This window comes from Plastoroseomonas hellenica, assembly GCF_018129085.1.
Lineage (GTDB): Bacteria > Pseudomonadota > Alphaproteobacteria > Acetobacterales > Acetobacteraceae > Plastoroseomonas > Plastoroseomonas hellenica.
In genome coordinates this window covers 1-21727 of record NZ_JAAGBB010000074.1, presented here as the reverse complement: position 1 = coordinate 21727, position 21727 = coordinate 1, and the positions used below count along the sequence as shown (strand labels likewise).

At 68.1% G+C, this 21727-nt stretch carries 17 protein-coding genes; 7 read left to right on the top strand and 10 right to left on the bottom strand.

The window, feature by feature from the left end; translation table 11 throughout:
• From GXW71_RS31535 to GXW71_RS35570, 4 genes are all read left to right on the top strand, one after another.
• Positions 1-645 (top strand): tyrosine-type recombinase/integrase (locus GXW71_RS31535; RefSeq protein WP_211857224.1); only part of this gene is annotated, 645 nt, incomplete at its 5' end.
• Positions 646-740: 95 nt separating this feature from the next.
• Complete coding sequence (locus GXW71_RS31530) at positions 741-1973, top strand: ABC transporter substrate-binding protein (RefSeq protein WP_211857222.1); 1233 nt, start codon at positions 741-743, stop codon at positions 1971-1973.
• 83 nt (positions 1974-2056) lie between these two features.
• Positions 2057-3040, top strand: a complete 984-nt coding sequence (locus GXW71_RS31525; RefSeq protein ID WP_211857220.1) for a Bug family tripartite tricarboxylate transporter substrate binding protein — start codon at positions 2057-2059, stop codon at positions 3038-3040.
• Positions 3041-3235: 195 nt separating this feature from the next.
• Positions 3236-4255 carry an HD-GYP domain-containing protein gene (locus GXW71_RS35570; protein ID WP_211857218.1) on the top strand — a complete coding sequence of 340 codons (1020 nt, stop codon included), beginning with the start codon at positions 3236-3238 and terminating at the stop codon, positions 4253-4255.
• Between the two features lie 40 nt (positions 4256-4295).
• Here the strand turns inward: GXW71_RS35570 and GXW71_RS31515 are convergent, their stop codons facing one another.
• Positions 4296-5393 (bottom strand): Ldh family oxidoreductase, encoded by a 1098-nt coding sequence (locus GXW71_RS31515; RefSeq protein ID WP_211857216.1) that lies wholly within the window; start codon positions 5391-5393, stop codon positions 4296-4298.
• Between the two features lie 89 nt (positions 5394-5482).
• Positions 5483-6874 carry a dihydrolipoyl dehydrogenase gene (lpdA, locus tag GXW71_RS31510; protein ID WP_211857208.1) on the bottom strand — a complete coding sequence of 464 codons (1392 nt, stop codon included), beginning with the start codon at positions 6872-6874 and terminating at the stop codon, positions 5483-5485.
• Positions 6875-7028: 154 nt separating this feature from the next.
• On the opposite strand from lpdA, the gene GXW71_RS31505 reads away from it, so the two are divergent.
• The 3 genes from GXW71_RS31505 (at position 7029) to GXW71_RS31495 (ending at position 9938) form a co-directional block, all read left to right on the top strand.
• A complete protein-coding gene (locus GXW71_RS31505; protein ID WP_211857206.1) occupies positions 7029-8027 on the top strand; it encodes a Bug family tripartite tricarboxylate transporter substrate binding protein in 999 nt (332 codons plus the stop codon).
• 5 nt (positions 8028-8032) lie between these two features.
• A complete protein-coding gene (locus GXW71_RS31500) occupies positions 8033-9001 on the top strand; it encodes a tripartite tricarboxylate transporter substrate binding protein (protein ID WP_211857204.1) in 969 nt (322 codons plus the stop codon).
• Positions 9002-9065: 64 nt separating this feature from the next.
• Positions 9066-9938 (top strand): AraC family transcriptional regulator, encoded by an 873-nt coding sequence (locus tag GXW71_RS31495; RefSeq protein WP_211857197.1) that lies wholly within the window; start codon positions 9066-9068, stop codon positions 9936-9938.
• A 126-nt stretch (positions 9939-10064) separates the two neighbouring features.
• On the opposite strand, the gene GXW71_RS31490 is transcribed toward GXW71_RS31495, so the two are convergent.
• The 8 genes from GXW71_RS31490 to mdh form a co-directional block, all read right to left on the bottom strand.
• Positions 10065-10748 (bottom strand): hypothetical protein, encoded by a 684-nt coding sequence (locus GXW71_RS31490; RefSeq protein WP_211857195.1) that lies wholly within the window; start codon positions 10746-10748, stop codon positions 10065-10067.
• 111 nt (positions 10749-10859) lie between these two features.
• Positions 10860-11966, bottom strand: coding sequence for an AHH domain-containing protein (locus GXW71_RS31485; RefSeq protein ID WP_211857193.1), 1107 nt, complete (start codon positions 11964-11966; stop codon positions 10860-10862).
• Positions 11967-12180: 214 nt separating this feature from the next.
• A complete protein-coding gene (locus GXW71_RS31480) occupies positions 12181-13491 on the bottom strand; it encodes an MFS family transporter (RefSeq protein WP_367617405.1) in 1311 nt (436 codons plus the stop codon).
• 173 nt (positions 13492-13664) lie between these two features.
• On the bottom strand, positions 13665-14915 hold the full coding sequence (odhB, locus tag GXW71_RS31475; protein ID WP_211857227.1) for a 2-oxoglutarate dehydrogenase complex dihydrolipoyllysine-residue succinyltransferase: 1251 nt from the start codon (positions 14913-14915) through the stop codon (positions 13665-13667).
• A gap of 31 nt (positions 14916-14946) precedes the next feature.
• Positions 14947-17835, bottom strand: coding sequence for a 2-oxoglutarate dehydrogenase E1 component (locus GXW71_RS31470; protein ID WP_211857191.1), 2889 nt, complete (start codon positions 17833-17835; stop codon positions 14947-14949).
• A gap of 232 nt (positions 17836-18067) precedes the next feature.
• Complete coding sequence (gene sucD / locus GXW71_RS31465; protein ID WP_211857189.1) at positions 18068-18958, bottom strand: succinate--CoA ligase subunit alpha; 891 nt, start codon at positions 18956-18958, stop codon at positions 18068-18070.
• A 3-nt stretch (positions 18959-18961) separates the two neighbouring features.
• Positions 18962-20188: an ADP-forming succinate--CoA ligase subunit beta gene (gene sucC / locus GXW71_RS31460; RefSeq protein ID WP_211857187.1), complete on the bottom strand. Its 1227-nt coding sequence runs from the start codon at positions 20186-20188 to the stop codon at positions 18962-18964.
• Positions 20189-20260: 72 nt separating this feature from the next.
• On the bottom strand, positions 20261-21214 hold the full coding sequence (gene mdh / locus GXW71_RS31455) for a malate dehydrogenase (RefSeq protein WP_211857185.1): 954 nt from the start codon (positions 21212-21214) through the stop codon (positions 20261-20263).
• Positions 21215-21727: the final 513 nt, after the last annotated feature.

The following is a 21727-nucleotide window of genomic DNA, read 5'->3' as shown; positions in this document are numbered from 1 at the left end:
ATGGCCGCGCTGCCGCTGGCCGGGCTGCGCGGGCCGCGCCCCAAGCCGCCGGTGCCGCGCGCCCTGGCGCCCGAGGACGCGCGCGATGTCGCCGCCAATATCGGCAGCCGCTACGAAGCCGGGCGGCACCAGGAAGCCGCCCTGCAGGCGGCGCGGGATGCGGCGCTGTTCACGCTGCTCTATGGCTGCGGGCTGCGCATCGCGGAGGCGCTCTCGCTCGACATGCGCGACGCACCCCTGCCAGGCAGCGAGGCGGCGCTGCGCGTGCGCGGCAAGGGGGGCAAGGAACGCATCGTGCCGGTGCTGCCGGCGGTGCGTACCGCCATCGCCGCCTGGGTCATCCATCGCGCCGGTGCCGCGCCGGACGCGCCGCTCTTCATCGGCGCACGCGGCGCGCGGCTCGACCCTGCGGTAGCCCAGCGCTCGCTCCGCGAATACCGGCGCCTCGCCGGCATTCCGGAGCATGCGACGCCGCATGCGCTGCGCCATTCCTTCGCCACCCATCTGCTCGGCGGCGGCGCCGACCTGCGCGCGATCCAGGAATTGCTCGGCCACGCCAGTCTCTCCACCACGCAGCGCTACACAGCGGTCGATGCCGCCGCGCTGCTGGAGACCTGGCGGAAGGCGCATCCGCGGGCGGATTAGCCCGGAACGGGAGAAATTGTCCCGCCCGGGCCGCCGGCTCGTGTAGCCTTTCCTCGCATCAGCGGCGCCAGACCGCGGCACAGGGAGGAAGCTTCATGACATTGCATCGACGCACCCTGCTTCAGGCAGGGGCGGCCGCCACGCTTGGCGGCCTGCCCTGGCGGAGCGCCAGGGCCCAGGCCGCCAACACCATCCGCATCGCGCTGCTCTGCGATTTCTCCGGCACCTATCGCGACGTGACCGGACCCAACGAGCTCGCCTGCATCCGCCAGGCGGCGGCGGAGTTCGCCAATCGCGGCTTCACCATCGAGGTGGTCTTCGCCGACAACCAGAACCGCGCCGATGTCGGTTCGAACATCACGCGTACCTGGATCGACCGCGACGGCGTCGATGCGGTCGTGGATGGCGGCGCCTCCTCCGTCGCGCTGGCCGTGAACGAGATCGTGCGGGAGAAGAACAAGGTCTTCCTCAACACCTCCTCCGCCACTTCGGATCTCACCGGCACCAGATGCACGCCCAACACCGTGCACTGGACCTACGACACCTGGATGCTGGCGCGATCGACCGGTGGCGCCATGGTGCGGGCGGGTGGCGACAGCTGGTACTTCATCACCGCGGACTACGCCTTCGGCCATGCGCTGGAACGCGACACGGCGAACTTCGTCCGGCAGGCAGGCGGACGGGTGCTGGGCAATGTGCGCACGCCCTTCCCCGGCACCACGGATTTCTCCTCCTTCATCGTGCAGGCGCAAGCCAGCCGGGCCAAGGTGATCGGCCTCGCCAATGCCGGCAGTGACACGATCAACTGCGTGAAGCAGGCGGCGGAATTCGGCATCACGCGCCGCGGCATCAAGCTCGCCAGCATGCTCATGTTCCTGCCGGACGTGCATGCGCTGGGGCTCGAGGTCGCGCAGGGGCTGATCTGCACGGAGACCTTCTATTGGGACCTGAATGACCGCACCCGCGCCTTCGCCGGCCGCGTGCGCCAGGCCACCAACCATGCGCCACTCTGCATGAACCACGCCGGCGGCTACGCCGCGGTGCTGCATTACCTGAAGGCCGTAGCGGATATGGGCGTGGCCGCGGCCAAGGCCGATGGCGCGGCGCTGGTGCAGCGCATGAAGGCGATGCCCTGCGATGACGATGCCTTCGGTCCCGGCACCATTCGCGCCGACGGCCGCAAGCTGCATCCGTCCTATCTGTTCGAGGTGAAGAGGCCGGAGGAAAGCCGCGGCCCGCTTGACTACTACAAGCTGCTGCAGACCACCGGGCCGGAGGACGCCTTCCGTCCGATCAACGAGGGCGGCTGCCCGCTGGTGCGCACATGAAGGAGCGGTAGTGGAGCGCGGAGGGCGGCGGCACGGCTCTTGCTCGGCATCGCCGGATCCCTCTCCCGCACAGGAGGTTCCGAATGGATGCCCGCCCGTTCAGCCGCCGGTTCCTGATCGCCTGCCTGATGGCGCTGCCCTTCGCGGCGCCGGGGGCCTGGGCCCAGACGGTCACGCGCGACGTGCGGCTGATCGTGCCTTACGCGCCGGGCGGCAGCGTCGATATCCTCGGCCGGCTGCTGGCCGAGGTGCTGCCGGCCGCCATCGGCCACAATGTGGTGGTGGAGAACCGCTCGGGCGCCGGCGCCTTCATCGGCCTGCAGGCCGTCGCCAATGCGCCCGCGGATGGCCATACGCTGGGCCTGGCCCCCGATCTCGGCCTCGCCGTCTCGCCGATCATCCCGGGCACCACCCTGCCGATCAACCCGGATCGGGATCTCGCGCCGATCGCGTCCCTGATGCGGGTGCCGACGGTGCTGGTCACCCGCGGCGACGCCCCCTTCCAGGACCTCGACAGCCTGGTGGCCCGGGCGCGGACCAGCCCGACCGCGGTGACCGCCGGCATCTCCGGCAATGGCACCATCACCCATCTGCTGATCGCGCGTCTCAACGGCGCCATCGGCACGCAGATGGTCTACGTCCCCTATCGCGGCGGCACGCCCGCGCTGCTCGATGTGCTGGCCGGCAATGTCGACCTCTATTTCAGCCTGCTGCCGGAATCGCTGCCCTACATCCAGGCAGGCCGGATGCGGCCGCTCGGCTTCGCATCGGCCGGGCGCAACGCTCAGTTTCCCGATGTCCCGGCCATGACGGAGCGCTTCCCCGGCTTCACCGGCACCGCGGATTACGGGATGGTCGGCGCCGCCGGCCTCTCCCCCACCTGGGTTGCGTTCTGGAACCGCACGGTGAATGCCGCCCTCACGCGCCCCGAGATCCGCGCCCGGCTCGATCAGATGAGCAGCGAGGCGACCGGCGGCACCGCCGCCGAATACCGCGCCAAGCTCGGGAACGACCGCGCCGTCTGGGGCGAGGTGGTGCGCGCCAACGACATCCGCGCCGGGAGCTGACCTCAGCCTGGGGCGAGCGGCGCGGAACCGCCCTGTAACCCTGTCGCGTCGGTAGCGTCGTAGGACGCCGGACATGTCCAAAAAAACGCGAAGATGTTAACGCTTCACTCTCCCGGACGCGTCATTCTGTCTGGGATGCTCCTATTGACCGACCGGCCGGACGGAAGCGTTCGCTTGTGGCAGGATCTCTGCCTCGTGCGACCGTGTCAGGTCGTGCCCCTGGAAGCCGCGCTGCCGGATTCGGGGCCATCTGACGTCACCATCTGCGACGTCGCCCTCAACAGGGTCGCCTCGGTCACCCGGCTGCGGGAGGCCTTGTCCCGCCTGCACGCCCCGGGCAACCCCCTGCTGTGCCTCATCCACGAGAAGAACCACCACCTGACGATGCAGGCGCAGGCGATCGGCGCCACCGAGATCCTCCAGATCGACGGGTCGCACGACGCCCTCTGCACCAGGCTCATCGAGTTGTTCGGCCTGGTGGAGGATGACGGCCGCCTGGATGAGCGGCGCCGCCGCTTGGCGCGGGTCGGTATCGTCAAGGCAGGCCTTGCCTTCTCCGGCATGTTCGATGCCGCCGCGACGGGGGAGCCGGTAAGCCCCGAACTCCTGGAGCAGGGCAGCGATGCCGTCCTGGACTCCGTCCGGCAGGCGGATATCCGCACTTGGCTCGACGTCGTCTGGAACCACGACGACGTCACCTATCAGCACTGTCTGCTGGTGGCGGGGCTGGCCGCGGCATTTGCGCAGAAGCTCGGCTTCCGGGACCAGGACCAGCGGCTGCTCTCGCAGGCGGCGCTGCTGCACGATATCGGCAAAGCCCAGGTGCCGCTGGATATCCTCAACAAGCCCGACCGGCTCACGCCGGAGGAGATGGCGGTGATGCGCACGCACCCCGTCGTCGGCCATGAACTCCTCCTGCGCCAGCCCGGCTTCGACCCCCGCCTGCTCGACGTCGTCCGGCACCATCATGAATATCTCGACGGCAGCGGCTACCCGGACGGGCTCCGCGGCGCTGAGATCTCCGACCTCAACCGGCTGACGACGATCTGCGACATCTACGCGGCGCTGATCGAGCGCCGCGCCTACAAGCCGCCGCTGTCCCCGGACCACGCACTCTCGATCATGGTCGAGATGGGCGGCAAGCTGGACCAGGCCCTGCTGCATGCCTTCCGCGCCGTCGTCGCGGCGATCGGGCCAGGCGCTTCCGAGGAGTGAGGTGCGTGGCGGCGTGGAGGATTTCCCACGGCCTCCCGGTTCATGCCGATCCGTCGCCCAACAGGAAGGGCGCACCGCATTGCGCGCAGACCGCCCGGACCTCCTCGACGAGGGTCGGCACTAGGGGAATGCCCGCCGCCCGGCGGCGCTCCAGCGCGGCATGCTCGGGATCCCCGGGGATCAGCACGGGTTGCGCCAGGTCGACCGGGGTGATGCCGCGCAACCGGGCCAGCAGCGCCGCCATATCCCCCTGGAAGGCATCGGTGGAGCGGAAGAAGCCGGGATCGATCACCAGGAAGAAGTGCCCGGTTTCCTGCGCGGATGCCTGGGCACCGGTCAGGGTGGCGCAAAGGATCTCCACCATCAGCGCCAGGCCATAGCCCTTGTGTCCACCCTGCTCGCGGCTGCCGCCGAGCGGCGCGAGGCGCCTGGCCTCGGCGGCGACCGCCGCATCCGTCTCGGGCCGGCCCTCGGCGTCGAGCGCCCATCCCTCCGGCAGGCGCTTGCCCGCGCGCCGGGCGATCGAGACCTTGCCGTAAGCCACCGTCGTCGTCGCCATGTCGAGCAGCACCGGCCGCTCCGCCGCAGCAGTCGGGGCCGCGAAGGCGATCGGGTTGGTGCCGAGCGCCGCCTCCCTGCCGAAGACCGGCACCAGCAGCGGGGACGGCGCATTGGTCAGCGAGATGGCCAGCAGCCCATGCCCCGCCGCCATGCGGGCATAATACCCGGCCGCGCCGTAGTGGTTGGAACCGGTCACGCCCGCGAGCCCGAGGCCGGATTGCCGCGCCTTCTCGATCGCGAGTTCCATGGCCTTGAGGGCGGCGACATGGCCAAGGCCATGCCGCGCATCCACCAGCACCATGCAGGGGTTGTCGCGCAGCACCACCGGCGCAGCCTTCGGGTCGAGCCGTCCTTCCGCGAACAGCCGCTGGTAATGGGGCAGCATGCCGATGCCGTGTGAATCGACGCCGCTCAAATCGGTCTCGACCATGACGTCAGCGGCCGCGGCGGCGGCATCGGCGGCCATGCCCCAGCAGGTGAAGACGGCAACGATCTGCCGGTGCAGGAGGGCGGCGCTGACATGGATCATCGGGCGAGCATCCCAGCCCGCATAGGTGCTGTCCAGCAGCGCCAGCATGGCGGATCATACGCGCCGGCCGACCGCCTTCCATAGGAGATCGCGTCTCTGGGGCGTCCGGGGAGGGCCGCGCCCTCCCCGATCCGCTCTCAGATATGCAGCGCGCGTCCGTCGACCGCGAGGGCGGCTTCCTTCACCGCCTCGTTCAGCGAAGGATGCGCATGGGAGGTGCGGGCGATGTCCTCGGCGCTGGCGCCGAATTCGATCGCGGTGACGATCTCCGCGATCACCGTGCCCGCATCGGCGCCGAGGATATGGGCGCCGAGCACACGGTCGGTGGTCTTGTCGGCCAGGATCTTCACGAAGCCATCGGTCTCCGCCATGGCGCGGGCGCGGCCATTGGCGGTGAAGGGGAACTTGCCGACCTTGTAGTCGACGCCGCGGGCCTTGAGCTGCTCCTCAGTCTCGCCGACCGAGGCGACTTCCGGCCATGTGTAGACGACGCTCGGGATCGCCGCGTAGTTCACGTGGCCATGCTGGCCGGCGATGATCTCGGCCACCGCGACGCCTTCCTCCTCGGCCTTGTGGGCGAGCATGGGGCCGGCAATGACGTCGCCGATCGCGTAGATGCCGGGCACATTGGTCGCGAACTTGCCGTCGACCACGACGCGGCCGCGATCGTCGAGCGCGACGCCGGCGTCCTGGGCGCCGAGGCCCTCGCTATAGGCGCGGCGGCCGATCGAGAGCAGCACCACGTCGGCGCGCAGCTCCTCCGACGCGCCGCCGGCGGCGGGCTCCATGGTGAGCGTCACGCCCTTGGCATCGAGTTTGGAGCCGGTGACCTTGGTCTTCAGCTTGAACTTGATGCCCTGCTTGGCCAGCACGCGCTCGAACTGCTTGCCGAGCTCGGCGTCCATGGTCGGGATCAGGCGGTCGAGGAATTCGATGACCGTCACCTCGGCACCCAGGCGCTTCCAGACGCTGCCGAGCTCGAGCCCGATGACGCCGCCGCCGATCACGACCAGGTGCTTCGGCACCTTGTCCAGCTCCAGCGCGCCGGTCGAGGTGACGATGCGCTTCTCGTCCACCTCGAGGCCCTTCAGGGGCACGCTCTCGCTGCCGGTCGCGATGATGATGTTCTTCGCGTCATAGGTCTCGCCGGCGACCTCGACCTTGCCGGGGGCCGCGATGCGGCCCTTGCCCTTCAACCAGGTAACCTTGTTCTTCTTGAACAGGAATTCGACGCCCTTGACGTTGGCGGTCACCACCTCGCCCTTGCGCGCCTGCATGCGCGCGAGGTCGAGGGAGACGCCCTTCACCGTGACGCCATGCTGGGCGAGCTTGTGGTTCGCCTCCTCGAAATGCTCGGAGCTCTGGAGCAAGGCCTTGGAGGGGATGCAGCCGACATTGAGGCAGGTGCCACCGAGCGTCTCGCGACTCTCGACGCAGGCCGTCCTGAGCCCGAGTTGCGCGGCGCGGATCGCGGCGACATAGCCGCCCGGGCCGGCGCCGATCACGATGACATCGAAGCTTTCCGGCATCTGCCTACCTTCCTCGGGGTGAAATTCGCGGGCGGAAACTGCCGCCCTCCGGCCCCTTGCGCAAGTCCGTGAAACCTTCCCGCGCGCAGGCCGACTATGCCTAGACTGCCGATCCAAGCCCCGCGGAAGGGGCGGCAAGGGCGGGAGGAATGCGATGGAGAGGACCCAGCCAAGGGGCGGGCGTGGATTCGTCACCGGCCGGCGTAGCGCACTGGCGATCGGCGCCGGGCTGCTGGCCGCGCCCGCCATCGCCCAGGGCCGGTTCCCGGAACGGCCGATCCGGCTGATCATCCCCTGGCCGCCCGGCGGGAGCGCCGACAGCCAGCTCCGTTCCGTCGCCGAGATCTGCGGACGCTCGCTGGGGCAGCCGGTGGTGGTGGAGAACCGTTCCGGCGCCGGCGGCACGCTACATGCGAGCTTCCTGGCGCGGGAAGCGCGGCCGGATGGATACACGCTGGGCCAGATGCACCTCTCCGTGCTGCGGCGGCCCTTCCTGGTGCGGACGCCGCAGTGGGACCCGATCAACGACTTCACCCACATCATCGGCATGACCGGCTGGTTGTTCGGCGTCGCGGTGCATGCCGACAGCCCGCATCGGACATGGGCGGACTACGTTGCCTTCGCCAAGGCCAATCCCGGCCGGCTGACCTATTCGACCAGCGGCATCGCCACCTCCAACCACATCGCGATGGAAGATATCTGCCAGCGCCTCGGCATCGAGCTCGTCCACGTGCCCTTCCGCGGCGCCAATGAGGGCGTGACGGCGGTGCTGGGCGGCAATGTCGACAGCATCGCGGACAGCTCCACCTGGGGCCCGCAGGTCGAGGCCGGGCGGATGCGGCTGCTCTGCGTCTGGTCGGCGGAGCGGGCGCCGCGCTTCCCGGACGCGCCGACCTTGAAGGAGCTCGGCATCGATGTCGTCGTCACCTCTCCCTATGGCGTCTCCGGCCCGCCGCGCATGGATCCAGGCGTGGTGCGCGTGCTGCACGATGCGATGAAGGTGGCGCTGTTCGACCCGCAGAATGCGGCGGTGCGCGCGCAATTCGACATGCCGCTCGTCTATCTCGACACCGAGGGCTACCAGAACTTCGTCGTCCAGCGCGTCGCCTATGAGTGGGAGATGGTGCAGCGCCTCGGCCTCAGGATGGAGTGACGGCGATGCAGGCACTCTCCCGCCGCGCCACGCTCGGCCTCAGCGCCAGCCTGCTCGCCGCCCCCGCCTTCGGGCAGGCGCGCTATCCCGACCGGCCGATCCGGGTGCTGACGCCCTGGCCACCGGGCGGGTCGCTGGACGCCTTGCAGCGGACGATGTTCGAGATCATGTCGCGTGACCTCGGCCAGCAGGTGATCAGCGAGAACCGGCCAGGCGCGCGCGGCACGCTCGCCGCGCAGTTCCTGGTGCAGCAGGCGCGGCCGGATGGCTACACGCTGGCGCACCACCACCTCTCGATCCTGCGCCATCCCTTCCTGACGCGGCAGCCGACCTGGGACCCGGTGCGCGACTTCACCTACATCCTGCAGTTCTCGGGCTTCACCTTCGGCACCGCGGTGCGCAGCGACAGCCCGCACCGGACGCTCGCCGAATTCTTCGAGGCGGCCAAGCGCAACCCCGGCCGCATGACCTATTCGACCAGCGGCATCGCCACCTCCAACCACATCGCGATGGAAGACCTGCTGTCACGGGTCGGCGCGGAGATGACGCATGTGCCCTTCCGCGGCGCGCAGGAGGGGGTGACGGCACTGCTCGGCCGGCAGATCGACATGGTGGCCGATGCCCAGTCCTGGCGGCCGCAGGTCGAAAGCGGGGAGTTCCGCCTGCTCTCGGTCTGGACCCGCGACCGCCTGCCGAGCTTCCCCGACGCACCGACCCTGAAGGAGCTCGGCTTCGACATGGTGGTCACTTCGCCCTACGGGATCGTGGGGCCGCGGGGCGTGCCGGCGGAGGTCGTAGACATCCTGCACAGGAGTTTGCGCAAGGCCTGGGAGGACGAGGCGAGCCAGGCCATCGTCCGGCGCTGGGACATGCCGCGCGAATATCTCGGCCCACGCGAATACCTGGCCTTCGCGCAGGAGCGCGTGGCCTATGAGCGGGAGTGGGTGGCGCGCCTGGGATTGTCGATCGACTGAACTCAGCAACACGCGTCAAGCCGATGCGCGGCAGGGTGATTGGGCATCGGATGGAGGGGCGCGGATGGCGGCCAAGGCGAGGACCCGAGAAGACTACGCGCGGCGCATCGCCCGCGCCGCGGCGCTGATCGCGTCCCGGCCGGAGGCGACGCCGCGGCTCGAGGACCTCGCCACCGCGGCCGCTTTCTCGCCCTTCCATTTCCATCGGGTCTATCGCGCCATGATGGGCGAGACCCCGGCGGAGACCGCGATCCGCACCCGGCTACACCACGCCGCACTGACGCTGCTGCGCGGCGCGGCGCCGGTCGCCGCGGTGGCGCGGGAGACAGGTTATGGCAGCGTGGAGGGCTTCACCCGCGCCTTCCGCGCCGCCCATGGCGTGCCCCCGGCTGCCTACCGCGCGCAAGGCGGGATCGGGCTTCCGATGCAGATGCGCAATCCATCGGAGGACAAGGACATGATCGACGTCAGCATCCGCACCCTGCCCGGGCTTCGGCTCGCGGGCATGGACCATCGCGGCCCCTATATGGAGATCGGCGAGGCGTTCCAGCGGCTGGAGATCTGGGGCCGCGGGCAAGGCATCGTCAACGACGCAACGCGCTGGTTCGGCATCTATCACGACGACCCGAAGAGCGTGCCGGCATCGGCGCTGCGCAGCCAGGCCTGCATCACCCTGCCGGCGGATGCGACGGTCGAAGGTGCCGTCCGCCTGCTGGAGCTGCCGGAGCGCCGCGTCGCGGTGCTGCGCTTCCAGGGCCCCTATGCGGAGCTGGAGGGTGCTTATGCCGCGCTCTATGGCACCTGGCTGCCGGAGAGCGGCGAGGAGCCAGAGGACGCGCCCTGCATTGAGGAATATCTGAACGACGTGCGCACAACGCCGCCGGCCAAGCTGCTGACCGACATCATGATGCCGCTGAAGGTCCGCGTCGCGGCGTGAGCCCGGGGAAGGGGCGGGCCATACCACGCCCCTTCCAACCCTCGGATCTGCGATCCTGCACGGTGCCAAGCGAAGGGACCCCATGCGAAGCGCTAGATGCCGCGCATGTGGTGGCCGCAGGTCGTTTCAGTCTGTCGCGGAGCGGTACACGACACCTGCCTGGGCATAGTCGATGAAAGTCACATCTGGGAAGCCGGCACGCATGACTTGGTCGGCCAGGGCGTCGGTGACGAGCGTCCACTGCGCGCCTGGGACACTGAATAGCGGCGCGGGAGGGACAAAGTCCTGGCGCCAGTAAATCGGCGGCGCAGGCCTCGCTGGATGCGGTAGATCTGGCTTCCAGATATGTGTGATGCTGCCATCAGGGCGCGGGACGTCGATGAACACCCCCGACATCCGCTGCCGATCCATCGGGTTGGCGAAGACCCGTGGATTGATCACGCGATAGCCTTTCGCTCGGACCGGCTCCGAGCATTCACTGCAATCCGCGTCTATATACTGAATAACATCATCGCCGAGACCGAGCACCTGCGCCAAGCGCGCTGAGACAAAGTTGAGCCCCCGGTTGAACAGGCTGATATCGAAAGCGGGATCAGTGATACGCAGGCGCGGACGAGGCATGCCGCTCAAATCAGTGCTCAGCACGTGATGGCGCCAGTAAGGGCCGGCCACTGTCCCCAAGGAGTCCAGGTAGCCTCGAATTTCTCGCAGGTTCTTCAGCTCAAATGCTGGAGGCTCCGCGTCGCTGAGCCGATCGACGTACTCGGCGACCGCACCTGAATAGCTCATACACCACAGTTTCACCGACATGTCTGCGCTCCTGGTGACAGATCCCGTTCGGCCGATGTTGGCGAACCCGGGATGGTGCCCGCAATATCCGGCTCGCTTGGCGAAGGGGGAGTAGCACGAGGCGACATCACTCTAGTGCACCCGATCATGATAGCGTCCAGCAACGAGTCGGGCGGTGAAAGCCTGCTCTATAGTCAATAGTGCAGCACGGAGGGCAGGTACCGGCATGGCTGGCATGATGACAGAAAGCGAGGCCGTAACGTCAGCGCTATACATAGGATGTTTGCTGGAATGATAAGGCAATCTGCGCAAATTGGGTGCATTACCGAATGTTTGCCAGTTTGCTGGCAGGGCAATCAGATTTTCAGCGGAGTCAATCACCCATCGAGCGTTGGCAATAGCTAGTTGAACGGGCGCCGGAAGACCCGCCATGACAGCAAAGGGGATGAGGTGATGAGCCGCCCAAAGCTGATTTTGCGGCTGATTACTTGCAAGTCCCAGAACCGTTCGAGCCCTGTCACTGTTGGTGCTGAGATTGTCGTGAACAATAGAAATACGATCCAACACAAGTACGTCGGTAGGCGCGGCGCCTGCCACGACCTGAGCAACCACGGTCCGCACGACATCCTGAGCCGCTTGATGGCCGCGGATCGCAAGGCCCAGCGTGCCTGGATTGGCACGCTCGTGCCACATCAACGCCTCCGCGACCCTTTGATTCTGTACACCAGAATAGGGCACGATCCAGAAAACCCTGGGCGCCGTGTCCCTGCCCCAGACATAGGCGTGCGCGGCCAGGATATCGGCAGCCTCTGTGCGACTGAGCCCGAACCGCAGCCTTGCCGCCTCGATCTGCGTGCGCTCGGTGACCGATGCCCGCTGGAGCACACTGGCGGCCATGGCCCCAACAATGGTCGCCGGGACCGCGTAATGTGGCAGCGTCATCCCGCCACCGCCGTCGCCCGGTGGCGGCGGACGGCGGCCCAGGACGGCGCCGCCCCCATAGATCGGATCGGTCGCCGCATTCGCCAGAACGATGGGCACCCCTGCCCGCCCGAATGGCTCTCCCACCAGTTCCGCACCCAACCAACGAGTACCGTTCAGCATGCCAATAGTCGCAGCATGGCTACCGCTGATTGTATTCAAAATCGACCAAGGCGAAGGTGAGGCAATTGATGCCGGGAACATCCATCCCGCCTCAAGCGCAGCCTTGATCTGCCGCGGCGTACCGATATGACTCATGGTGGCTTCAGCTCGATCGTTACGCGGTAGCTTACTCGTTTTCTTCTCCAAACACTTTTACGAATGCGTGTTGTTTCTTAATGATTGCAACTCCGAGACGTGGGCGCGCGTTATCAGGGCGACGGAGCGTTCGTGCTCAGAACCTCGGAAGAGTGCGATCCGCCACTATGCCGGGCAGACCCGCTCGTCGCGAAGGAAGGCGCTCTGTGGCCCCTTACCCTGGCTCGTGGTGCATATGGCCGAGGCGCCGCGGGTCCGGCATGCAGAGGATGGCGACGAAGGCGACCGCCATCATGCCGGCCACATACCAGTAGAAGCCGCTTTCCAGCCCTTCGGCGCGGAAGCGCAGGCCGACATATTCGGCGCTGCCGCCGAAGACCGCATTGGCGATTGCGTAGCAGAGCCCGACACCGAGCGCCCGGACCTCGGCGGGGAAGAGCTCCGCCTTCACCACGCCGCTGATCGAGGTGTAGAGGCTGACGATCGCAAGGGCCGCCAGGATCAGGCCGACGCTCAGCACCGGCCGGCCGCCGCTGCCGCCGATCGCGGTCAGCAGCGGGATGGTGGCGAGCGTGCCGAGCACGCCGAAGGCGATGAGCTGCGTCTTGCGCCCGATACGGTCGGAGAGCGCGCCGAAGATCGGCTGCATGGCCATGTAGGCCAGAAGCGCCACCATCATCATCACGCTGGCCTCGTTCGCCGCGTAGCCGACGCTGTTGACCAGGTATTTCTGCATGAAGGTGGTGAAGACATAGAAGATCAGGCTGCCGCCGGCCGTGAGGCCGAGCGTCACCAGCACCGAGCGCGGATGCGTCAGCAGCGCGCCGAGCGTCCCTGCCTCCTTTCGCCGCAGCGTCGCGGCGTCGCTCGTCTCGTGCAGGTTGCGGCGCAGAAACAGGGCGACCAGCGCGGCCAGCGCGCCGATGAAGAAGGGAATGCGCCAGGCCCAGTCGCGCAGCGCGCCTTCGCCCACGCTCTGCTCCAGCGCGACTACCACCAGCACCGCGAGCAACTGCCCGCCGATCAGCGTGACGTACTGGAAGGAGGAGAAGAAGCCGCGGTGGCGGGAGGTCGCGACCTCGCTCATGTAGGTCGCGCTGGTGCCGTATTCGCCGCCGACCGAGAGGCCCTGCACCAGGCGCGCCAGCAGCAGCAGCGCAGGGGCGGCGATGCCGATGCTCTGATAGGTCGGCAGCACGGCGATCGCCAGCGAGCCGCCGCACATCATCAGCACCGACAGCATCATCGAGAAGCGCCGCCCGCGCCGGTCGGCGAGCATGCCGAACAGCCAGCCGCCGATCGGGCGCATCAGGAAGCCGGCGGCGAAGACGCCGGCTGCGCTCAGCAACTGCGCCGTGGGGTCGCCGGCCGGGAAGAACGCATGGGCGAAGTAGAGGGAGAAGAAGGCATAGGCGTAGAAATCATACCATTCGACCAGATTGCCGGAGGACCCGGCGACGATCGCCATCACGCGCCGGCGCGTATCATGATCGGCGATGGTGACCCCTGTGGTTGTGCTGCTCACGGTATCCCTCCGGCTCTGTCATGCCGATTGGACACCCCGTGAAGGGACAGCGACATTGCCGTAACCCGGGGGCTGGGTTGCTCGCGCGGGGGATGACGTCGGGCGGAGCCATACAGGAAGGGCGGAGCACCGAAATGCTCCGCCCTGCCGGTGCTGTAACGAGTGGCAGCCGATCAGAGATCGAGCATCAGGCGGCGCGGATCCTCGATGCCTTCCTTCACGCGGACCAGGAAGCTCACCGCCTCCTTCCCGTCCACGATCCGGTGATCGTAGGACAGCGCCAGGTACATCATCGGGCGGATCTCGATCTTGCCGCCGACGACCATCGGCCGCTCCTGGATCTTGTGCATGCCGAGGATGCCGGACTGCGGCGGGTTCAGGATCGGTGCCGACATCAGGCTGCCGTAGATGCCGCCATTGGTGATGGTGAAGCTGCCGCCCGACAGCTCCTCCAGCTTCAACGCGCCGTCGCGGGCACGCTTGCCGAAATCGCCGATGCGCTTCTCGATATCGGCGAAGCCGAGCTGGTCGGCATGCTTGATCACCGGCACGACCAGGCCCGACGGGCCGCCGACCGCGATGCCCATATGGACGAACTTCTTGTAGACGAAGTCGTCGCCGTCGATCTCGGCATTGACCGCCGGGAATTCCTTCAGCGCGGCGACGCAGGCCTTCACGAAGAAGGACATGAAGCCGAGCTTCACGCCATGCTTCTTCTCGAAGACGTCGCGGTACTCGGTGCGGAGCGCCATTGCCGCGCCCATGTCCGCCTCGTTGAAGGTGGTCAACATGGCGGCGGTGTTCTGCGCCTCCTTCAGGCGGCGGGCGATGGTGGCGCGCAGCCGCGTCATCCGCACCCGCTCCTCGCCATCCTCCAGCGCGCGCGGTGTGCGGGGTGCGGCGGCGGCCGGGGCGCCGGCGGCGGCCGGGCGGTTCAGAAAGGCGATCACATCGCCCTTGGCGACGCGGCCGTCCTTGGCGCTGCCGGTGCCGATCTGCTCGGCGGTGACGGCATTGTCGGCCATCATCTTGGCCGCGGCCGGCAGCGGCGCATGCGGTGACGGCGCACCGGGCACCGCGACGGGACCGGAGGCGGAGCGCGGCACCTCGACCTTGGGTGCGGCCGGAGCGGCGGACGCCGGCTGCGGCGCGGCGGCGGGCTTGGCCGGGCTGCTGCCGGCGGCGGCGCCGGCGGCGATGGTGCCGAGCACGGCGCCGGGGCCGACCTCGGTGCCCTCGCCCGCGGCCTGGCTCTCGATCACGCCGCCAGCCGGGGCCGGGACCTCGACCGTCACCTTGTCGGTCTCGAGCTCCACGATCGGCTCATCGGCGGCGACATTCTCGCCCACCTTCTTCAGCCAGCGCGCCACGGTCGCGCTGGACACGCTCTCGCCCAGGGTGGGCACAAGGATTTCGGTCGCCATCGGTTCTTCGCCTTTTTCGCCGGAGCGTCGATTACAGCCCGAGCGCTTCGCGCACCAGGGCTTCCTGCTGCGCCGCATGCACCTTCGCGAGGCCGGTCGCCGGGCTCGCCGCTTCCTCGCGCCCGATGAACTCGGGACGCTTGGCCTTGATGTCGAGCTCCTTCAGCACACCCTCGATGCGCCGGTCCACATAGGTCCAGGCGCCCATGTTCTCCGGCTCCTCCTGGCACCACATCACCTCGGCGCCGGTATAGGGTGCCAGCGCCCGGGCGAGGCTGATGCGCGGGAAGGGATGCAGTTGCTCGACGCGGATCAGCGCCACGTCCTTCACGCCCTTATCGCGCCGCTCGGCCAGCAGGTCGTAATAGACCTTGCCGGTGCAGAGCACGACGCGCTTGACGGCGGACGGCGCCACCAACTCATCGATCTCCGGGATCACGTGGCGGAAGGCGCTGCCGGGGCCGAAATCCTCCAGCCGGCTGACCGCCAGCTTGTGGCGCAGCAGCGACTTCGGCGTCATCAGCACCAGCGGCTTGCGGTAGTTCGCCTTGAGCTGGCGGCGCAGCGCGTGAAAGTAATTGGCCGGGGTCGTGATGTTGCCGACCCGCATGTTCCGCTCCGCGCAGAGCTGCAGGTAGCGCTCCAGCCGGGCCGAGGAATGCTCCGGGCCCTGCCCTTCATAGCCGTGCGGCAGCAGCATCACGAGGCCGCTCATGCGCAGCCACTTGGTCTCGCCGCTGGCGATGAACTGGTCGATGATGACCTGGGCGCCGTTCGCGAAGTCGCCGAACTGCGCTTCCCACAGCACCAGGGTGTTCGGATCGGCGAGCGTATAGCCGTAGTCGAAGCCGAGCACGCCCATCTCCGACAGCAGGGAGTTGAACGCCTCCATCCGCGGCTGGCCTTCGCGGATGTTGTTGACCGGCATGTATTCGGCCTGGGTGGTCTGGTCGACCAGCACGGCGTGGCGATGGCTGAAGGTGCCGCGCTGCACGTCCTCGCCCGAGAGGCGGACGCGGTGGCCGTCCAGCAGCAGGGTGCCGAAGGCCAGCGCCTCGCCGGTCGCCCAGTCGATGCCCTCCCCGCTCTCGATCGCCTGCTTCTTTGCTTCGAGCTGACGCAGGATCTTCGAATTGGCGTTGAAGCCCTCCGGCACCCGCGCCAGTGCGGCGCCGACTTCCTTCAGCGTCTCTGTGGGGACGGCAGTCGGCTCGTCCCGCTCCTCGCCCTCGCTGCCGGCGGCCTTGATGCCGGCCCAATGGCCTTCCAGCCAGTCGGCCTTGTTCGGCTTGAAGCTCTGCGCCGACTGGAAGGCGTCTTCGAGCTGGGCGATGAAAGCGTCGTTGATCGCTTTCGATTCCTCGGCCGGCACCGCACCCTGCTGGGCCAGGCGCTCGGCATAGAGCGTCCGCGTCGTCTTCATCTCGCGGATGCGGGCATACATGATCGGCTGGGTGAAGGCCGGCTCGTCGGTCTCGTTATGGCCATGGCGGCGGTAGCAGACGATGTCGAGCACGATGTCTGCGCCGAACTGCATGCGGTACTCGGCGCACATGCGGGCGCAGAACACCACCGCTTCCGGGTCGTCGCCGTTCACGTGCAGGATCGGCGCCTGGATGCTCTTCGCGACATCGGTGCAGTAGAGGCCCGAATAGGCGTGCGCGGGGACGGTGGTGAAGCCGATCTGGTTGTTGGTGACGATGTGCACCGTGCCGCCGGTGCGGTAGCCGATGAGTTGGCTCATCGCCAGCACCTCATAGACCAGGCCCTGGCCGGCGAAGGCGGCGTCGCCATGCAGCAGGATGCCCATGACGCTGCGGCGGCCCTTGGTGTCGCCCGCCATGTCCTGGCGCGCACGCACCTTGCCGGCGACGACCGGGTCCACCGCTTCAAGGTGGGACGGGTTCGGCTGCAGCGACAGGTGCACCATGTTCCCGGCGATCTCGAGGTCGGTCGAGGTGCCGAGGTGGTACTTCACGTCGCCCGAGCCCTGCACGTCCTCCGGGTTGGAGGAGGAGCCGCGGAATTCGCTGAACACCTGGGTGAAGGGCTTCTTCACCACATTGACCAGTGTGTTGAGGCGGCCGCGATGGGCCATGCCGATCGCGATCTCCTTCACGCCCATGCCGGCCGTGACCTCGACCACCGTCTGGATCGCCGGGATCGTGCTCTCGCCGCCTTCCAGGCCGAAGCGCTTGGTGGTCGAGTATTTGCGGGCGCAGAACGCCTCGAAGCCCTCGGCCTCGGTGAGCTGCTGGAGGATCTTGCGCTTGCCGTTGACGTCGAAGGCCGTGAGCCAGGGCGCGCCTTCGATGCGCTGCTGGATCCAGGACTTCTGCTCGGGGTCCTGGATATGCATGAACTCGACGCCGATCGAGCCGCAATAGCTGGCGCGGCAGATCGCCAGGATCTCGTTCAGCGTCGCCGTCTCCTTCCCGAGCACATTGTCGAGAAAGATCGGCCGGTCCATGTCGGCCTCGGTGAAGCCATAGGTCTTGGGATCGAGCTCGGGGTGCACCTTCGGCTGCTGCAGACCGAGCGGGTCGAGCTGCGCCAGCAGGTGGCCGCGGACCCGGTAGCTGCGGATCAGCATCAGCGCGCGCAGGCTGTCGAGCACGGCGCGGCGCGCTGCCTCGGGGTCGGCGGCGGGGGCGCCCTTGGCACCGTCCTTGCGGCCCTTGCCGGCGACGGCAGGCGCGGGCTCGGGCACTTCGCCGAAGCCGCCGCGCGGACGCGGCGCCCAGGAGGCGCCGGAGGCGTCCATCAGCACCGCCCGCGCCTCGTCATTCAATGCGGCGAAGAGGTCCTGGAAGGAGGGATCGACGCTATCGGGCTTCTCCGCCCAACGGGCGTAGAGGTCCGCGAGAAAGGCGGCGTTTGCCCCGTTCATCACGGTCGCCAGGATGTCGATACCGGCCATCATCTCCTCCGAGCCGGGCGGGATCTGCCGCGCCCGGCGGTGTTCAGCTCAGCAAGGCCCCGCGGGGCCCGATGGAAAAGCGCCGCCCGGGATCATTGGGCGGCGCTCCCTAACATAGGATGCATGGCGAAACCGGGGCAGCCCACCAGCCTCGCGCATGCAGCATGGCGGCGTCGAGCAGATCGCCGCAGGGCGGAACGCCTGAAGGCGTGAATCTGCTCGAGCAGCCATCTCAGCCCGCCAGGGCCTTCACCATCGTCGAACCCAACGCCGCAGGGCTGTCTGCAACATGGATGCCAGCCGCGCGCATCGCTTCCATCTTCGCCGCGGCCGTGTCCTTGCCGCCGGAGATGACAGCGCCGGCATGGCCCATGCGGCGCCCCGGAGGGGCGGTCGCGCCGGCGATGAAGCCGACCACAGGCTTGTTCGGCTTGCCGGGGCCGAAATTCTCGCGCTTCAGGAATTCGGCGCCCTCGATCTCCGCCTGGCCGCCGATCTCGCCGATCATGATGATCGACTTGGTCTCGTCGTCCTTCAGGAACATCGCCAGCACGTCGACGAAATCGAGCCCCTTCACCGGGTCGCCGCCGATGCCAACGCAGGAGGACTGGCCGAGCCCGGCCGCCGTGGTCTGGGCCACGGCCTCATAGGTCAGGGTGCCGGAGCGGCTGACGATGCCGACCGAGCCGCGGCGGTGGATATGGCCGGGCATGATGCCGATCTTGCAAGCATCCGGCGTGATGACGCCCGGGCAGTTCGGCCCGACCAGGACCGACTTGGAGCCGCAGAGCGCCCGCTTCACCCTGACCATGTCGAGCACCGGAATGCCCTCCGTGATGCAGATGATGAGCGGCATTTCGGCATCGATCGCTTCCAGGATCGCATCCGCCGCGAAGGGCGGCGGCACGTAGATGACGGAGGCATTGGCGCCCGTCTTCTCCATGCACTCGGCGACCGTGTCGAAAACCGGCAGGCCGATATGGGTGGTGCCGCCCTTGCCCGGCGTCACGCCGCCGACATAGGTGGAGCCATAGGCGATGCCCTGCTCGGCATGGAAGGTGCCCTGGGCGCCGGTGAAGCCCTGGGTCATGACGCGGGTGTTGGCGTCGACGAGAACGGCCATGGCTCAGGCCCCCTTCTTCACGGCAGCGGCACCGTTCCGCGCGGCCTGCACGGCCGCGACAACCTTCTGGGCGGCGTCGGCGAGGTTGTCGGCGGGAATGATCGCGAGCCCGCTCTCGGCCAGGATCTTCTTGCCGAGCTCCACATTCGTCCCTTCGAGGCGCACCACCAGCGGCACCGAGAGCGACAGGTTCTTCGACGCCTCGACGATGCCGTTGGCGATCATGTCGCACTTGGCGATGCCGCCGAAGATGTTGACCAGGATCGCCTTGACGTTGGCGTCCGAGGTGATGATCCGGAACGCCTCGGTGACGCGCGCCGCATTCGCGGTGCCGCCGACATCGAGGAAGTTCGCCGGCGAGGAGCCGTAGAGCTTGATGATGTCCATCGTCGCCATGGCGAGGCCGGCGCCGTTCACCATGCAGCCGATCTCACCGTCGAGTGCGACGTAGTTCAGGTCGTTCTTGACCGCGTCCAGCTCCTTCGGATCCATCTCCGTGTCGTCGCGGAGCTCTTCCAGATCCTTGTGGCGGAACAGCGCGTTGTCGTCGAAGGAGACCTTGGCGTCGAGCGCCACGATCTCGCCCGCCTTGGTGACCACCAGCGGGTTGATCTCGACGATCGCGCAGTCGAGGTCGATCACCGCCTTGTAGAGCGCGGCCACGAACTTCTCGAAATTGCGCACCTGGCCGCCGGTCAGGCCTAGGCCGAAGGCGAGCTTGCGGGCGTGGAAGCCGGAGATGCCGGCGGCGGGGTCGACGGCGACCTTCAGGATCTTCTCGGGGTGGTGCTCGGCCACCTCCTCGATCTCCATGCCGCCTTCGGTCGAGGCCATGATGGTCAGGCGCGAAGTCGCGCGATCGACCAGCAGGCCGAGATAGAGCTCGCGGCCGATGTCGCAGCCCGCTTCGACATAGACGCGGGAGACGACTTTGCCGCCCTCCCCGGTCTGCTTGGTGACCAGCGTCTTGCCGATCATCGCGTCGGCGGCGGCGCGCGCCTCCTCGGCCGACTTGGCCAGGCGGACGCCGCCCTTGCCGTTCGGGTCTTCCTTGAAGCGGCCGGCGCCGCGGCCACCGGCATGGATCTGCGACTTCACGACATAGATCGGTCCGGGCAGCTTCTTCGCCGCCTCCGCCGCCTCGTCGGGCGTCCAGGCGACATGGCCTTCGAGCACCGCGACGCCATAGCGGCGCAGCAGCTCCTTGCCCTGGTATTCATGGATATTCATGCGGCGGTCTCCGTCGCGGGGGCGGCGATGCGAAAGCGGCCCGGGAATGCCCCGGGCCGCGTGCTGGTCTTGTCAGCCGACCAGCTTGCGGCTGGCTTCGATGAGCTCGCGGACGGCGCCGCAGCTCTTGTCAAAGGCGGCCTTCTCGTCCGGGGTGAATTCGACTTCCAGGATCCGCTCCACGCCATTGGCGCCGATCACCACCGGCACGCCGACATAGAGGCCGTCGATGCCGTACTGGCCGGTGAGCCAGGCAGCAGCCGGCAGCACGCGCTTCTTGTCCTTCAGGAAGCTCTCGGCCATCGCGATCGCGGAGGCGGCCGGGGCGTAGAAGGCGGAGCCCTTCTCCAGCAGCTTCACGATCTCGCCGCCGCCATTGGCGGTGCGGGTAACGATGGCATCGATCTTCGCCTGCGTGGTCCAGCCCATCTTGATCAGGTCCGGCACCGGCACCCCGGCGACGGTGGAGTAGCGGGTCAGCGGCACCATGGTGTCGCCATGGCCGCCGAGTACGAAGGCGGTCACGTCCTCGACCGAGACGTCGAATTCCTGCGCCAGGAACAGGCGGAAGCGGCTGCTGTCCAGCACGCCCGCCATGCCGACCACCTTGTTGTGCGGCAGGCCGGACTTCTCCCGCATCACCCACACCATGGCGTCGAGCGGGTTGGTGATGACGATGACGAAGGCATCCGGGCAATGCGCCTTGATGCCCTCCGCCACCTGGGCGATGACGCCCGCATTCTTGGAGACGAGGTCGTCGCGGCTCATGCCCGGCATGCGCGGGAAGCCGGCGGTGACGATGACGACATCGCTGCCCGCGATCGCGCTGTAGTCGCCGGTGCCGGACATCGCGCTGTCGAAGCCATCCACCGGGCCCGACTGCATGATGTCGAGCGCCTTGCCCGCGGCGACGCCCGGGAAGACATCGAACATCACGACGTCGCCGAGTTCCTTGAGGCCGATGAGATGGGCGAGCGTGCCGCCGATGTTGCCGGCGCCGATCAGCGCGATCTTCTTGCGGGCCATATCCGCGTCCTTCTTCGGAAAAGGGCCGCGCCAGGGCGGCCGAAAAGCCGCGCGTTACCTACCCCCTGCCCCGGCGCGCGGCAAGCCGCGCTGGAAGCTGCAGCCCGGCTGCCTGTTTCGGTTGCAGATGCGCCTGACAAGGTCACCGCCACAGGCAACCCCGTCCCTTCGCGGACCTTCGGAGACGAACAACCTCGCGGCCGCAGGCCGCCACCCGAAAGGTCGGACCGCGAGGCGTCAGCCGATGCGGGCCGAGGCCGCGGATGCGGCCCGCGCGCGCCATCAGCCGCGCCCAGAGCATACCCGACGGCGCGAAAGCCAAGCGGCCGGAGGCCGCGCCGGCGTTTGAGGCCTAAATCAGAGCGGCATGCAGCGGGTGACGTTGGTGTGGCCGCGCGCCAGGGTCTCGACGGTGCCGACCGGGCAGGACGCGACCTGGACGCCGGTCGCGGGCTCGAGCCCCGCCTGCCAGGCGAGCGGCCGCGCTGCGGCCGCGCTGCCGCAGCGCGAGGC